At 40.5% G+C, this 14,044-nt stretch carries 14 protein-coding genes and 1 pseudogene; 9 read left to right on the forward strand and 6 right to left on the reverse strand.

Annotated features, from left to right (window positions below):
• Positions 1-41 precede the first annotated feature (41 nt).
• The 3 genes from BM291_RS21590 to BM291_RS21600 all read right to left on the reverse strand — a co-directional run bounded on the left by BM291_RS21590 (position 42) and on the right by BM291_RS21600 (position 2,442).
• Entirely contained in the window at positions 42-1,238 is a 1,197-nt protein-coding gene (locus BM291_RS21590; RefSeq protein ID WP_092900207.1) for an IS256 family transposase, read from the reverse strand.
• 289 nt (positions 1,239-1,527) lie between these two features.
• A complete protein-coding gene (locus BM291_RS21595; protein ID WP_092902027.1) occupies positions 1,528-2,055 on the reverse strand; it encodes a YSC84-related protein in 528 nt (175 codons plus the stop codon).
• A 30-nt stretch (positions 2,056-2,085) separates the two neighbouring features.
• Positions 2,086-2,442: a YraN family protein gene (locus tag BM291_RS21600; protein WP_092902030.1), complete on the reverse strand. Its 357-nt coding sequence runs from the start codon at positions 2,440-2,442 to the stop codon at positions 2,086-2,088.
• Positions 2,443-2,526: 84 nt separating this feature from the next.
• Here BM291_RS21600 and lipB point away from each other — a divergent pair, with 84 nt between their 5' ends.
• The 6 genes from lipB to BM291_RS21630 are packed head-to-tail and all read left to right on the forward strand — an operon-like array spanning position 2,527 to position 8,261.
• Positions 2,527-3,249, forward strand: coding sequence for a lipoyl(octanoyl) transferase LipB (lipB, locus tag BM291_RS21605; protein WP_092902033.1), 723 nt, complete (start codon positions 2,527-2,529; stop codon positions 3,247-3,249).
• Complete coding sequence (locus tag BM291_RS21610; RefSeq protein WP_092902036.1) at positions 3,249-3,650, forward strand: hypothetical protein; 402 nt, start codon at positions 3,249-3,251, stop codon at positions 3,648-3,650. The genes lipB and BM291_RS21610 overlap by 1 nt, the downstream gene beginning before the upstream one ends.
• Before the next feature lie 9 nt (positions 3,651-3,659).
• Positions 3,660-4,409: a 3'-5' exonuclease gene (locus BM291_RS21615; protein WP_092902039.1), complete on the forward strand. Its 750-nt coding sequence runs from the start codon at positions 3,660-3,662 to the stop codon at positions 4,407-4,409.
• Between the two features lie 53 nt (positions 4,410-4,462).
• Positions 4,463-6,667: a ribonuclease R gene (rnr, locus tag BM291_RS21620; RefSeq protein ID WP_092902042.1), complete on the forward strand. Its 2,205-nt coding sequence runs from the start codon at positions 4,463-4,465 to the stop codon at positions 6,665-6,667.
• A complete protein-coding gene (locus tag BM291_RS21625; protein ID WP_092902045.1) occupies positions 6,630-7,631 on the forward strand; it encodes a polyprenyl synthetase family protein in 1,002 nt (333 codons plus the stop codon). Before rnr ends, BM291_RS21625 begins: the two co-directional genes overlap by 38 nt.
• On the forward strand, positions 7,632-8,261 hold the full coding sequence (locus BM291_RS21630) for a rhomboid family intramembrane serine protease (protein ID WP_092902048.1): 630 nt from the start codon (positions 7,632-7,634) through the stop codon (positions 8,259-8,261). It begins immediately after the preceding gene.
• A gap of 461 nt (positions 8,262-8,722) precedes the next feature.
• On the opposite strand, the gene rpmA is transcribed toward BM291_RS21630, so the two are convergent.
• Positions 8,723-8,983: a 50S ribosomal protein L27 gene (rpmA, locus tag BM291_RS21635; protein ID WP_086503232.1), complete on the reverse strand. Its 261-nt coding sequence runs from the start codon at positions 8,981-8,983 to the stop codon at positions 8,723-8,725.
• Positions 8,984-9,018: 35 nt separating this feature from the next.
• Complete coding sequence (gene rplU / locus BM291_RS21640; RefSeq protein WP_092902051.1) at positions 9,019-9,330, reverse strand: 50S ribosomal protein L21; 312 nt, start codon at positions 9,328-9,330, stop codon at positions 9,019-9,021.
• A 579-nt stretch (positions 9,331-9,909) separates the two neighbouring features.
• Here rplU and BM291_RS21645 point away from each other — a divergent pair.
• From BM291_RS21645 to BM291_RS21655, 3 genes are all read left to right on the forward strand, one after another.
• A complete protein-coding gene (locus BM291_RS21645; protein WP_092902060.1) occupies positions 9,910-10,890 on the forward strand; it encodes a ribonucleoside-diphosphate reductase small subunit in 981 nt (326 codons plus the stop codon).
• Positions 10,891-10,927: 37 nt separating this feature from the next.
• Entirely contained in the window at positions 10,928-13,327 is a 2,400-nt protein-coding gene (locus tag BM291_RS21650) for a ribonucleoside-diphosphate reductase subunit alpha (RefSeq protein WP_092902054.1), read from the forward strand.
• 82 nt (positions 13,328-13,409) lie between these two features.
• Positions 13,410-13,856, forward strand: a complete 447-nt coding sequence (locus tag BM291_RS21655; RefSeq protein ID WP_092902057.1) for a DUF1569 domain-containing protein — start codon at positions 13,410-13,412, stop codon at positions 13,854-13,856.
• Between the two features lie 17 nt (positions 13,857-13,873).
• On the opposite strand, the pseudogene BM291_RS22370 reads toward BM291_RS21655, so the two are convergent.
• Positions 13,874-14,044: pseudogene (locus BM291_RS22370) on the reverse strand (sugar phosphate isomerase/epimerase); the annotation flags it as partial.

Below are 14,044 nucleotides of genomic sequence, written 5' to 3' on the forward strand. Positions count from 1 at the left end.
GACACTATCCCGAAAAGTGTGTAAATGAATTTTAAGGTTGGTTAGAATTTTAGACGGTTTTCAAACATAATCATAAATTGGTTTAAGATGGTGCCCCAATCCCGGATTGGCATCGTCCATTTTTTAGTGGATTCGTTAACGGCCAGGAATACGGACTTCATTACTGCATCATCGGTCGGATAGGAAAGTTTATTCTTGGTGTATTTTCTGATTTTCCCATTCAGGTTTTCAATGATATTGGTGGTGTAGATGATCTTTCGGATTTCCATCGGGAAAGCCAAAAATGCAGTCAACTCTTCCCAGTTGTCCCTCCAGCTTTTGATTGCATAGCCGTATTTCTGACTCCAGATGGCTTCTAACTGATCCAGAGCGAGTGCTGCTGCTTCACGGTTGGGAGCAGTGTAGATTTCCTTCATATCAGCAGTGAAGGCCTTTCTGTCCTTCCAGACCACATATCGGCAGGCATTGCGGATTTGATGGACGATGCAGATCTGCTTGGTGGATTCGGGAAAAACGGATCTGATGGCTTCTGTAAAGCCCTTCAGATTGTCCGTGGCGGTGATCAGGATGTCCTGAACGCCTCTGGAACGTAAATCTGTCAATACACTCAGCCAGAAGGCTGCGGATTCGTTTTTCCCCAACCAAAGCCCCAAGACTTCCTTCTTTCCATCTGTTCGCAGACCTATAGCGATGTAAATGGTTTTGTCGATGACTCTGGAACTTTCTCTGACTTTGAATACAATACCATCCATCCAGACGATGCAATAGACTGATTCCAGCGGTCTGTTTTGCCACAAGGTAATGTCCTGTGAAACGCGCTCGGTGATCCGTGATATCGCTGAGGTGGACAGTTCAATATTATAGAGCTCCCTGATCTGTTCTTCAATATCACTGACACTCATCCCCTTGGCATACAGGGAAATGATGATATTTTCCACTCCCTCCGCCATGTTCTTACGCTTTGGAATAAGCGCAGGAGCAAAGGAGGCATCTCTGTCTCGTGGCACCTGAATCTCAGCTACACCAAACTGGTTTTTGATTTTTTTCTTGCTGTGACCGTTACGTGCATTGGCACTAATGGAAGTCTGGTGCTTATCGTATCCCAAATGGGAATCCAGTTCGCCTTCGAGGATCTGTTCTACCCCACGTTTTTGAATCTGAGAAAGAAAAGAGTACAACTCTTCGCCGGTTTTGAACTGCTTGAGGAATTCCTCGCTTAGAACATCTTCTTTTTTCATAGCTTTAAATGTGTAAAGTTACCCCGAAAAGTTATTTCCATAAATTTTTCCAGGCCTTTGAATGGGCCGAAAAATTATAGAATAACTTTTCTACACTTACACACTTAATGGGATACTACCAATTAATTTTTTAAGTAAATCAGCTTTTCTACCAGTAAGTGGATGTAAGCATCAAAATATAAGCTAAACTCTAGATTTTAGGCCACTTCGGTCACTGGTCTTCGGTCTTCCAGCCAGTACACCAAAGAAAATAAGTATTCTTGCATCATTTCCGTAATACATATAATTCTTACTTATCTCTGAATTTGAATTGCTGCCCTCCTACTGAGGCTTCATACATCAATCCGCCTTTTGCGAGCGTAAATACCGCTACACCCTCGACATACTTAGCATTTAACGAAGCGCCTTCAGCTGCGGCAACTGCAGATACCTGAGCTGACATTTCTACTTTACTATTTTTGAATCGCTCAAACGCCTCCTGATCTTCGAAGAAAACAACTTCTGAATAGGCTTGTCCGCCTGCCTGAAAACCTATCGTGATCTGCGTCATTTTTGCAAAGCCAATATTCTCTCCACCTTGATAAGCAACCCCGTTTCCGGCAGCTCCGCCAATCCCAAAACCACCTTTACCTACATTTGGCAGGATGATGTAGCCATAGGAAGAGTTGAAAAAATTCTCCATTTCGGGATCATCATCCAAGAATGCTGCTTTTGCATCCGTAGCATCTTCCACTATTCGTCTGTCCTTTTTAGCATCTTGAGCGAATCCTGCGATTGCCAACAGGGCAAAAAAGAACGTTACTATTACTTTTTTCATAAGTCTTAAAATTAAAACTGGGGTGAGTTTTTAGTAAAAAGCATCTTCAAAATGCCTGAAATTAATTTTACCGGTTCGATCTCTATAAACTCCAATGATATCAAAGCGGATATCCTTATGCCAATCATTTTCATAAATAAAATGATCCGCTGCCTTAATAATCAGTTTCCGCTTGACCGAATCCACAAACTCCTCTGCAAATCCAAAGCCAGTCCCTGATCTGAATTTAACTTCAACAAAAATTAACAGTCCGCGATGCTTCATGATCAAATCAATCTCAGCATGTGAGTGTCTATAATTCTTCACTAAAAATTCATACCCTTTGCTCACTAGCCAGTCAGCAGCTAGTTCCTCCGCAAGTTTTCCAGAATCGTTGTGCTCAGCCATCTTGGATATTTGTTTAATTTTGAAAAATCAATGAACGAACCAGTTGATGGCTCAGTTGAAAAGTAAATCCTTCGGGACTATCCGATGAATGAAATTATTAATAAAAAAGTAGAATTCCGAGACTTAGGACAGCTTGATTATCAAGAATCTTGGGACTATCAGGAGCAGTTATTTGCTGAGACGGTCGCACTGAAAATCAGTAATCGTCCGCTGGCTCCCACTGATCAGTCTCCAAGTTATAATTACGTCCTTTTCGTAGAGCACCCGCATGTCTATACACTGGGAAAAAGTGGTAAAGAAGAAAACCTGCTTTTGAATGAAAATGGTCTCGAAAGCCACCAAGCTCAGTATTACAAGATTAATCGTGGTGGGGATATCACTTATCATGGCCCAGGTCAGCTGGTCGGATATCCGATTTTGGATCTCGATAATTTCTTCACTGACATTCACAAATACCTAAGATTCCTCGAAGAAGCAATCATTTTGACTTTGGCAGATTATGGGATAGAAGCAGGTAGGATCGAAGGCCTAACTGGCGTTTGGATTGATCATTTGGAACAGAAAAATCCCAGGAAAATCTGTGCTATGGGGGTAAAATCCAGCCGATGGGTTACCATGCACGGTTTTGCTTTCAACGTCAATACGGATATCAGCTATTTTGGACATATCATCCCCTGCGGGATAGACGACAAGGCAGTGACATCACTTCACCTCGAACTAGGAAGAGCAGTGGATATGCAAGAGGCCAAAGAGCGAGTAAAACAGCATTTGATCGAATTATTTGAAATGGAGAACATAGAATTATAATGAAGAAAGACATCGATTTTCACCCAGTCACAGGAGTAAAACTCGCTATAGCTAAAGAAGAAACGGCTACGGGGACAGCCTGGGCGGTATATATTATCAACTTGAATATGATTGAGTTGAAAAATATCATGATCACTTCAAAAGGGTACGGTGAAATAAATGGAGAAATAAAAAAAACATCTATGCTTCGACACATGTTAGATGAGCTAGGTGAGCAGGCTGTAGCTAAAATCGAAGCGATTGATCCATCAGTTTTTGCTTTGAACAATGAGTTTTGGGTGAGTTACTATATTATGGATCAGATTTTTGATAAAAAGTTTATCTTTACTTCAGGCAGTTTCGATCCTGAGTTCATAAAGTTGATTCCCGAAATTGGCCTAGAAGGAATTCTCCACGCATAATAATCGCTTATGGCAGATTTTTTTGATCAACTGAATGATATTCTGTTTCTAGATATTGAGACAGCTTCATTAACTGAGAAATATGAAGAACTGCCAGAGCGGATTCAGGAAGAATGGCTTCGAAAAGAGCGTTTGATACAAACTGAAGAAGTTATTCACGAACCTGGCTACTTGTATTTTGATCGAGCTGGAATACATGCCGAATTTGGACAAGTTGTCTGCGTCGGAGTCGGGTATTTTCAGTGGAAAAAGAAAGACAAAAAACTGGCTTTCAGATCGAAATGTTATGCAAATGATGATGAAAGGGAACTTCTCTTGGAATTCAAGGCTTTGTTAGAAAAGAAAAAATGGATTCTTTGCGCTCACAACGGTAAGGAATTTGATTTTCCATACCTCTGCCGCAGAATGCTCATCAACGGAGTAGCCTTGCCAGAGCCTTTACAGATCTCAGGGAAAAAGCCTTGGGAAGTTCGCCATCTCGACACGATGGAACTTTGGAAGTTTGGAGACTATAAACATTACACCCGCTTGGAGCTTTTAGCTTCAGTTTTTGGAATTCCATCTTCAAAAGATGATCTTGACGGAAGTCAGGTCAACACTACTTTTCATCTGGAGAAAGACGTAGAAAAAATCAAAAAATATTGCCTGAGAGATGTAGAAGTCACAGCTCGTGTGTATATGGCTATGCATCCGCAGTCGGATGACTTAGAAATAGAAATCATCCATTTAGACGAATCAAAAAAAGATCATAAAGATTAATGGGCGCAGGGACATAAATCTTTTTACCTTAACCCTAATCAACAACCCAAAACATGGGAAGAAAATCAGACAGAAAAAAAACAAGCAAAAATAGAGGAGAAAATCAAACAGATGCAGCCAGCTTGGCTCGTCGTATTCTTCAATTTTTAGACGCTAATTTTGGAGAAGAATTTAACTCCAAGCAAATCATTAAGAAACTGGAAATCAGAGATGCCCTCACAAAAGGAGGCGTCGAGCCAGTGCTAAGTAAACTAGTAGAGGCTGGTTCAGTTTCTCGAAATCCTAGAAATTATTATTCATCCACACAAGATCCTGAGTTCATCGAAGGTATTGTAGACTTTGTAAATCCTCGCTTCGCATTCATTACCCCACTTGACCCTGAAAAAGTCGATGGAGATATTTTGATCAAAGAAGCAGATCTCAAGCAAGCACTTGATGGTGACAAAGTCCGTGTGATGGTCTATCCTCTCAAAGGAAAAACCGGGCGAGTGGAAGGCAAAGTACTGGAAGTAGTAGAAAGAAGTCGTGACGAATACGTCGGGCGAGTGGAAATATCACCTCGCTTTGCATTCATCGTTCCTGACTTCAAAAAAATGCACAAGGATATTTTTGTTCATAGAGGGGCATTGAATGGTGCAGTGCATGGAGAAAAAGTAATCGTAAAACTCACCGAATGGCGAGAAGGAGATAAGAATCCAACTGGAGAAGTAATTCGAGTACTCGGCAAAGCTGGAGAGCATGAAGTAGAAATTCACTCCATCATGGCCGAATTCGGATTGCCGTTCGAGTATCCAGAGGAACCAGAGAAAGAAGCTGAGGCAATTTCAGAGAAGATCACTGCAAAAGAGATCAAGAAAAGGAAAGATTTCAGAGACATCTTGACTTTCACAATTGACCCGGCAGATGCGAAGGATTTTGATGATGCTATTTCCTATAGAAAACTTGAAAATGGCAATCATGAAATAGGTGTACACATAGCTGATGTGACACACTACGTGCAGCCAAACACGGCTTTGGAGAAAGAGGCTTATAATAGAGCAACATCTGTCTACCTCGTGGACAGAACAATCCCTATGCTTCCGGAGCGATTGAGCAATGGACTATGTTCTCTACGTCCAAATGAAGACAAACTGACTTTTGCCTGCGTATTCGAGGTAGATGATGAAGCTAACGTGAAGAAACATTGGATTGGCAAAACTGTCATTCATTCTGATCGAAGATATGCCTACGAAGATGCTCAAGAGAATATTGATAATCAATCAGGCGATTACTTTGAAGAACTGACATTGCTTAATGTAATGGCTAAGAAAGTTCGTCAACGCAGATTCAAGCATGGTGCGGTCAACTTTGAAACTGTAGAAGTAAAATTCAAACTAGACGAAAAAGGCAAACCACTTGGTTTGGTTATCAAAGAGCGAAAGGACATTCATAAGCTCATAGAAGAGTTTATGCTTTTGGCAAACAAATATGTAGCAGAATTTATTTTCAATAAGAATAAGGGCAAGGACACTTTCGTATATCGTACGCACGATTCTCCAGATATGGAGCGACTGGATACTTTCTCAGGCTTTGCGAAAAGATTTGGTCACGAATTCGATATTCAAAACCCTAATAATGTCTCCAATGCGCTGAATAAGCTGATGGAAGAAATACAAGGCAAGCCTGAGCAAAATGTGTTGGAGCAATTGGCTATCCGAAGTATGGCAAAAGCCAAATATACGACCGAACCAAAAGGACACTTTGGTCTTGCATTCGCACATTATTCCCACTTCACCTCTCCTATCCGTCGATACCCAGATATGATGGTGCACAGGCTGCTTGAGCTTTATCTTGAAAATGGAAAATCTCCAGATGCAGAAGCTTGGGAACAAAAATGTGTGCATTCCTCTGAGCGAGAAAAACGTGCTGCTGATGCAGAAAGAGCTTCTATCAAATACAAGCAAGTGGAATTCATGTCACTTGCAGAAGACAAGGATTACGAGGGAATTGTAGCTGGAATCACAGAATGGGGAGTTTTTGTAGAAATTACTGAAACCAAGTGTGAAGGTATGATTCGTGTCCAGGATATGGATGACGATTACTACGACTTTGACCAGAAAAACATGCGTTTAGTTGGATCGAAGACTAAAAAAATGATCACTTTAGGTGATAAAGTTAAGGTCAGGGTGGTCAACACCGACATTGACCGTAGAACAATTGATTTGGAATTTGCAGATAATAATGACAGAAAAAAGCCACGCGCACGCCCTGTTAGGTAAGCTGGAGCACTACATCCAGAATGAATTCCCGATAGATGCGGGGATAGGTAAGTCACCAAGAGAACTTTATGAACCCATTACTTATATTCTAAGCCTGGACGGAAAGAGAATCCGTCCTTTGCTTAGTTTATTGGCCTATGGGATCTATAAGACTGATCCAGAAACAATCCTAAGTCAGGCAGCTGCGGTAGAAGTTTTTCACAACTTCACGCTGATGCACGACGACATTATGGACGATGCTCCCCTGAGAAGAGGAAAAGAAGCTGTCCATATGAAATGGAATAATAACGTAGCCATACTTTCAGGCGACGTGATGTTGGTGAAAGCATATGACTTGCTCTTACCTACTCAAGCAGAAAAACTTGGAGAGGTCATTCGCTTGTTCAACAAAACAGCGTCAGAGGTTTGTGAAGGACAGCAGTTCGATATGAATTTCGAGGCTTTGGAGTCTGTACACGAAGACGAATACATCAACATGATTCGCTTAAAGACTGCAGTACTTTTGGGATTCGCCTTGCAGCTCGGTGCTTTACTCGCTGGCGCTGAAAAGGACGATGCTCAGAAATTATATGAATTCGGCATGAACATCGGTGTAGGCTTTCAGCTGAAAGACGATTTACTAGATGTCTTTGCAGATCAGGCCAAATTCGGTAAGCAGGTGGGAGGAGATATCATTTCCAATAAAAAGACCTTTCTACTGATAAAAGCCTTGGAACTGGCCGAAGGAAAAGATGCTGAAGCGCTAAACTATTGGCTCTCCCAAAGCGACTTTGACAAAGAAGAAAAAGTACAGGCAGTGAGAGGGATTTATGAAAAGCTAGGTATCAAGGCGATCACCGAAGCCAAAATGAATTCTTATTTCGAAGCTGGATTTGCGCAATACGATGCAATCCATTTCAAAAACGAAGACTACTTCCTCGAACTCAAGAAAATCACTCAGGACCTAATTCACAGAGAAAAATAAATGGATTTATCAATTACACTTGTCCTGATCATTATCACTGCGATCAGCAGTTACTACGGAATCAATAATGCAGCGTTTATGGAACGCTGTATGTTCATTCCATATAAAATTAAGAGAAATGGGCAGTGGGATAGATTTATCACGTCCGGATTTATTCACAAAGACTACATCCACCTTTTCTTCAACATGTTCACCTTCTACTTCTTCGGAGGAGTGGTTGAGCAAGTGCTTGCTTACAAGTTTGGTGTAGTAATGGGAGGAGCAGTTTATGTACTATTCTATCTTTTGGGGATTATCATTTCTGATATTCCTACCTACTTGAAAAACCAAGACAACAGCTATTACAGAGCATTGGGAGCTTCAGGAGGAACAGCGGCAACCGTTTTTGCTAGTATCATTATTCTCCCACTTTCAGATATCTGCTTATTTGGGATACTTTGCCTACCTGGATTTATTTTAGGTGTACTCTTTCTTCTTTACTCTTATTTCAAAGGGAAAAACCAAGATGATGCAATCAACCATGACGCACATTTGTATGGAGCAATTTTCGGAATAGTATTTATACTCGTTATTTCGCCGGAGAGTGCAACAACATTTATAGATCAAGTGATGAGCTATAGACCTTTTTAAAAATACCTATCATCACAAATTGCCCGTCTGATATTTTATTAGTCGGGCTTTTTTTTTGTTGAAAATCCATTTAACCACGAAGTATACGGTAAGTAAAATAGAGTGCACAACTAAACACCTCTCATACCCCACTGGCGTTAGTCGCCTAGCATGTTTCTCTTCATTTCATTTTCTCGGCTAGCCAATCAAGGAATTTCTTTTTACGTTGACAAAGTCTTGATTAATGAATGATTTATTATGTCTAATTAAGGAATCAAAGAGGATTCTCCAATGCGCTTAAAGCTTGAGTAAGAGAAAGCCAGCCACTAATAGAACAAGCCATATATCAAGAACTTTTAGATGTAAACTGTGCGCTTTGTGTAAACCGCTGTGACCTTGGTGTTTTAAGGTTTACAAAAAATTAGGACAAAAAAATAGCTCCTTCAAATGAAGGAGCTATCTAATTGATTGTTTGCTTAAAATTAAGCTTCTGCTGGCAATACGCTTACGTATGATCTGCCATCAAATTTCTTTCTGAAGGTAACAACACCGTTAGATGTAGCGAACAAGGTATGATCTTTACCAAGTCCTACGTTCTCACCTGGGTGATGCTTAGTACCTCTTTGTCTTACGATAATATTACCAGCGATTACTACTTCGCCACCAAATTTCTTCACACCAAGTCTCTTGGATTGTGAGTCTCTACCGTTTCTGGAACTACCGACGCCTTTCTTATGTGCCATGGTTTTATTCTTTTATAGTTTTCGGAAAAGAAAACTTAGAGTGAAATAGTTTCTATCAATACTTTAGTGAAGTCTTGTCTGTGACCGTTCTTCTTCTTGTAGCCCTTACGGCGCTTCTTTTTGAAGACGATGACTTTATCACCTTTTACATGATCTAGGACTTTCCCAGTTACCAATGCTCCTTTAAGTAGGGGAGCTCCTACGGACACAGTTCCATCAGCTTCTGCTAATAGTACCTGGTCGAATTCGATGGAAGCGCCAGTTTCTAAGTCTAGCTTTGGAGCATAGACGAACTGATCTTGTGTTACTTTGAACTGCTTTCCTGCGATGTTTACAATTGCGTACATAGTTCTTGATTCTTTTGAAATCGGAGTGCAAATATAGGGAAGTTATATAAAACAAAAAAACTGCCTCAAGAAATATTATTTAAGATTTACAGTGAAACTGTTCCAAGCCTCAAATTTGTACGAATATCACCTTAATAATTCCCAGCTGAAAGACAATTCTATTCTAAAATCATTTGAAATCTACTAAGCAATTTTCACTCAACCATTTGATGATCAAAATCTTGAAGAGCATAATTAATTATGTGTAATACTTGAACTATAGTCAGTTATATGCTTGAATTTTGGTTGAAAATCTTTTTCGTAATTATTTAAATTTATTTCAAACCCTTAAAAATAGCCCATTCAATTAACTCAAAGCTCTATTTGACCTACTCTAAACTATTGATATATTGATCTATATGAAGCTTTTGAACATTGTTCAGAAAGTAGGTTGAATGGGTACTTCACCGGTTTTATTTCCCAATTTTGATTTACATATTTGTTCAAAGGCTGTTCTAAAAAGGCAGCTTTTCCTATCAGCGGACCGACGGAAACTATATTAACGAGCAAATTTATTACGCTTAAAAAAATAAGATGGCAATGCAGTACGAACCAATATTAGAAGAGAATAAGAATCGTTTTGTTCTATTCCCAATCCAACACAATGACATTTGGCAGTATTATAAGAAAGCAGAGGCTAGCTTTTGGACTGCCGAAGAGATTGACTTAGGTCAAGATATGGTGGATTGGAAAGCATTGAATGATGGCGAGCGTCACTTTATCTCTCACGTTCTTGCATTTTTTGCTGCCAGTGATGGGATTGTAAATGAGAATTTAGCAGAACATTTCGTGTCTGAAGTTCAGTACACAGAGGCAAAATTTTTCTACGGTTTTCAGATCGCAATGGAAAACATCCATTCTGAGACCTATAGTTTACTTATAGACACTTACATTAAGGATGCAGGAGAGCGTGACAAATTGCTTAACGCAATGGAGCACATAGACTGCGTGAAGAAAAAAGCTGATTGGGCTTTGAGATGGATTGACAACGGAAACTTCCAAGAGCGATTGATCGCTTTTGCAGCGGTAGAAGGAATCTTTTTCTCTGGCTCATTCTGCTCTATTTTCTGGCTGAAGAAAAGAGGCTTAATGCCAGGTCTTACTTTCTCCAACGAGCTAATCTCTCGTGACGAAGGACTACACTGTGACTTTGCTTGCCACCTATATACCCAGCATCTGAACAATCAACTACCAAAAGAAACGGTACGACAAATCATCAGAGATGCTGTAGAAATAGAAAAAGAATTCGTGACCGACGCGCTTCCAGTAAGACTCATCGGGATGAATTCTGATCTGATGTGCCAATACATTGAGTTTGTAGCTGATCGTCTTCTAGGAGAACTAGAATGCGACAAAATATGGAACAGCACGAATCCATTTGATTTCATGGATATGATTTCGCTTCAGGGAAAAACCAACTTCTTCGAAAAAAGAGTGGGTGATTATCAAAAAGCAGGAGTAATGAAATCTAACGAGGGTTCTGACGATTCACCAAGATTCTCCATTGGTGAAGATTTCTAACTAACCCATTTTTCCATCAACCAAAAATCCCAAAGAAATGCTAGTATTAAAAAGAGACGGAAGGCGAGAATCAGTACGATTCGACAAAATCACAACCAGGATTGAGAACCTTTGCTATGAGTTGGACCCAAGATTCATCCAGCCAATCGATGTTGCGAAGAAAGTAATCGATGGTTTGTATGATGGCGTATCAACTACTGAGCTGGACAATCTGGCTGCGGAAGTTTGCGCTTCCCTGACTGTGAAGCATCCAGATTATGCAATCTTGGCAGCGAGAATCGCTATTTCCAACCTTCACAAAACTACTAGTCAGTCTTTTTCAAACACGATGAAAAGACTCTATACTCATGTGAATCCAAAGACTGACGAAAATGCAGCTTTACTAGATCCAGAAGTATATGGCATCATCAAAAAGAACGCAGCCAAACTAGATGCGGCTGTTGATTACAAAAGGGATTTTGGGTATGATTATTTTGGATTCAAGACTTTGGAGAGAAGTTACTTGATCCGTTTGAATGGAAAAGTAGTAGAACGTCCTCAGCACATGTTGATGAGAGTGGCTGTTGGGATCCACAAAGAGGACATGGAGTCAGTAATAGAAACGTACAACCTACTTTCTGAAAAGTGGTTTACGCATGCTACTCCTACCCTTTTCAATGCCGGCACACCTAAGCCTCAGCTTTCATCTTGCTTCTTGCTAACGATGAAGGATGACAGTATCGACGGTATCTACGACACATTGAAGCAATGTGCTAAGATTTCTCAATCAGCTGGAGGTATCGGTCTTTCTATTCACCACGTAAGAGCTAAAGGCTCCTATATCAAAGGCACAAACGGAGTTTCAAACGGTATTGTACCAATGCTTAGAAACTTCGACATGACCGCTCGTTATGTTGATCAAGGTGGAGGAAAAAGAAAAGGAAGCTTTGCTATCTATCTAGAACCTTGGCATGCGGACATCAAAGATTTCTTGGAACTGAAGAGAAATCATGGTAAGGAAGAAATGAGAGCTAGAGATTTGTTCTATGCACTTTGGATTCCAGATTTATTCATGAAGCGTGTTGAGCAAAACTTAGAATGGTCACTATTCTGTCCTCATGAGGCTCCTGGACTTTCTGATTGTCACGGAGAAGAGTTTGAGAGACTATATGAAAAATACGAAAGAGAAGGCAAAGCTCGTGAGACGATCAAAGCTCAAGAGCTTTGGTTTGAAGTACTAGAATCTCAAATCGAGACTGGTACTCCTTACATGCTTTATAAAGATGCTGCAAATTACAAATCCAATCAAAAGAATTTAGGGACGATCAAGTCTTCCAATCTTTGTACGGAGATCATGGAGTATACTGCTCCAGACGAAGTAGCAGTTTGTAATTTGGCTTCTATTGCACTTCCAAAATTTGTAACCGCAGGTCCTGATGGGAAATTATTCTTTGACCACCAGAAATTATATGAAATCACCAAAGTAGCTACCAAGAATCTAAACAAGGTGATTGATGTAAACTACTATCCTGTAGAAGAAGCAAAGCGTTCAAACTTCCGTCACCGTCCAATCGGCCTGGGAATTCAAGGACTTGCTGATGCATTTATATTGCTTCGAATGCCATTTGATTCTCCAGAAGCAAAAGGCTTAAATGAAGACATCTTCGAAACCATGTACTTTGCTGCTGTGGAAACTTCCATGGAACTAGCCAAAGTTCAAGGAACCTACGAGACTTATGAAGGTTCTCCAGCATCTAAAGGTGAGTTGCAGTTTGACCTTTGGGGTGTCACTCCAAAGTCAAACAGATGGAACTGGACCGAGGTAAAAGAAAAAGTGAAGAAATACGGCATGAGAAACTCTCTCTTGATGGCTCCGATGCCTACAGCCTCCACTTCTCAGATCTTGGGCAACAATGAGTGCTTTGAGCCATACACTTCCAATATCTACACTAGGAGAACCCTGTCAGGTGAGTTCATTATTGTGAATAAGCATTTGATGAAAGACTTGATCGCACTTGGTCTTTGGGATGACACCATGAGAAATAGATTGATTTCTACCAATGGTTCTGTGCAAGATGTACCGGGAATTCCTCAGCACATCAAGGATATCTACAAGACTGTTTGGGAGATTTCGCAGAAAATCATCATCGATATGTCTGCCGATCGTGGAGCTTACATCTGTCAGTCTCAAAGCATGAACATCTTCATGCAGGATCCTAACTTCGGTAAGTTGACCTCTATGCACTTCTATGCTTGGAAAAAAGGATTGAAAACCGGCATGTACTACTTGAGATCTCAAGCAGCTGTAGGTGCCATTAAATTCACGTTGGACAAGACAGGATTTGAGCCGAAGGTAGAAAAAGCTCAGCAAGAAATAGTAGAAGTAAAATCACTGAAACAAGATGCTATTGCATGCTCACTGGATGATCCAGATAATTGCGAAATGTGTGGCAGCTAAGATTTAAAGTTCCCTAATCACCAAAAGCGCTTGATTTCTCAAGCGCTTTTTTTGTGTACCTTAAAACCTAAAGAACCCAATTATGGAAAGTAAGAGCATTGAGAAAAAACTAAAGAATCTAAAAGCTAATACACCAGCACAATTCGGAATTATGTCTCCTCAGCATATGGTAGAGCACTTAACCATCACTGTTAAAATAGCATACAACAGAATCAAAATTCCCGAGTTTGAGCCAAATGAAAAGCAAAAATTTCAGAAAAGATCGCTTCTGGATTCAGACATGGATTTCCCACGCGGAGTAGTTGCTCCAGGCATGAATGCTGGAGATTTGATGCCTTTACGAAGTGTGAACTTAGACGAAGCTAAGCAGCAACTCATAGACAGCATAACAGCCTATAATGCATTCTTTGAGTCTGACATAAAAGCAACCACTGTCCATCCGAGGTTTGGAATGCTAGCTTATGCCGATTGGGAACGTTTTCACCCGAAGCACTTCGCACACCATTTCAAGCAGTTCGGAATCTGGTAAACAGAAAATCAGTTAGACTAGGGATTATACTTCGCAAGTTTTTCTCGGATCAACTCATAGCCCTTCTCCGCCATATCCCAAGGCTCAGAGAAGTTTCTCCATACACCGATAGAATTGGCAAATGCAGGATCGTTTCTGGTGAAGCCCTCGATGGTCAGCCATCCTTTGTATTGGATGTCAGCTAAGGC

This window comes from Algoriphagus aquimarinus (genome assembly GCF_900112005.1).
Lineage (GTDB): Bacteria > Bacteroidota > Bacteroidia > Cytophagales > Cyclobacteriaceae > Algoriphagus > Algoriphagus aquimarinus.

What these genes read in the sequence shown, in the direction of transcription:
- BM291_RS21600 (WP_092902030.1), bottom strand. Translation starts at nt 2,442, where the DNA reads ATGGCTGAGCACAACGATTCTGGAAAACTTGCGGAGGAACTAGCTGCT.
- BM291_RS21645 (WP_092902060.1), top strand. Translation starts at nt 9,910, where the DNA reads ATGCAGTACGAACCAATATTAGAAGAGAATAAGAATCGTTTTGTTCTA.
- BM291_RS21630 (WP_092902048.1), top strand. Translation starts at nt 7,632, where the DNA reads ATGGATTTATCAATTACACTTGTCCTGATCATTATCACTGCGATCAGC.
- rpmA (WP_086503232.1), bottom strand. Translation starts at nt 8,983, where the DNA reads ATGGCACATAAGAAAGGCGTCGGTAGTTCCAGAAACGGTAGAGACTCA.
- BM291_RS21595 (WP_092902027.1), bottom strand. Translation starts at nt 2,055, where the DNA reads ATGAAAAAAGTAATAGTAACGTTCTTTTTTGCCCTGTTGGCAATCGCA.
- BM291_RS21625 (WP_092902045.1), top strand. Translation starts at nt 6,630, where the DNA reads ATGACAGAAAAAAGCCACGCGCACGCCCTGTTAGGTAAGCTGGAGCAC.
- lipB (WP_092902033.1), top strand. Translation starts at nt 2,527, where the DNA reads ATGAATGAAATTATTAATAAAAAAGTAGAATTCCGAGACTTAGGACAG.
- BM291_RS21590 (WP_092900207.1), bottom strand. Translation starts at nt 1,238, where the DNA reads ATGAAAAAAGAAGATGTTCTAAGCGAGGAATTCCTCAAGCAGTTCAAA.
- BM291_RS21615 (WP_092902039.1), top strand. Translation starts at nt 3,660, where the DNA reads ATGGCAGATTTTTTTGATCAACTGAATGATATTCTGTTTCTAGATATT.
- BM291_RS21610 (WP_092902036.1), top strand. Translation starts at nt 3,249, where the DNA reads ATGAAGAAAGACATCGATTTTCACCCAGTCACAGGAGTAAAACTCGCT.
- BM291_RS21650 (WP_092902054.1), top strand. Translation starts at nt 10,928, where the DNA reads ATGCTAGTATTAAAAAGAGACGGAAGGCGAGAATCAGTACGATTCGAC.
- rplU (WP_092902051.1), bottom strand. Translation starts at nt 9,330, where the DNA reads ATGTACGCAATTGTAAACATCGCAGGAAAGCAGTTCAAAGTAACACAA.
- BM291_RS21655 (WP_092902057.1), top strand. Translation starts at nt 13,410, where the DNA reads ATGGAAAGTAAGAGCATTGAGAAAAAACTAAAGAATCTAAAAGCTAAT.
- rnr (WP_092902042.1), top strand. Translation starts at nt 4,463, where the DNA reads ATGGGAAGAAAATCAGACAGAAAAAAAACAAGCAAAAATAGAGGAGAA.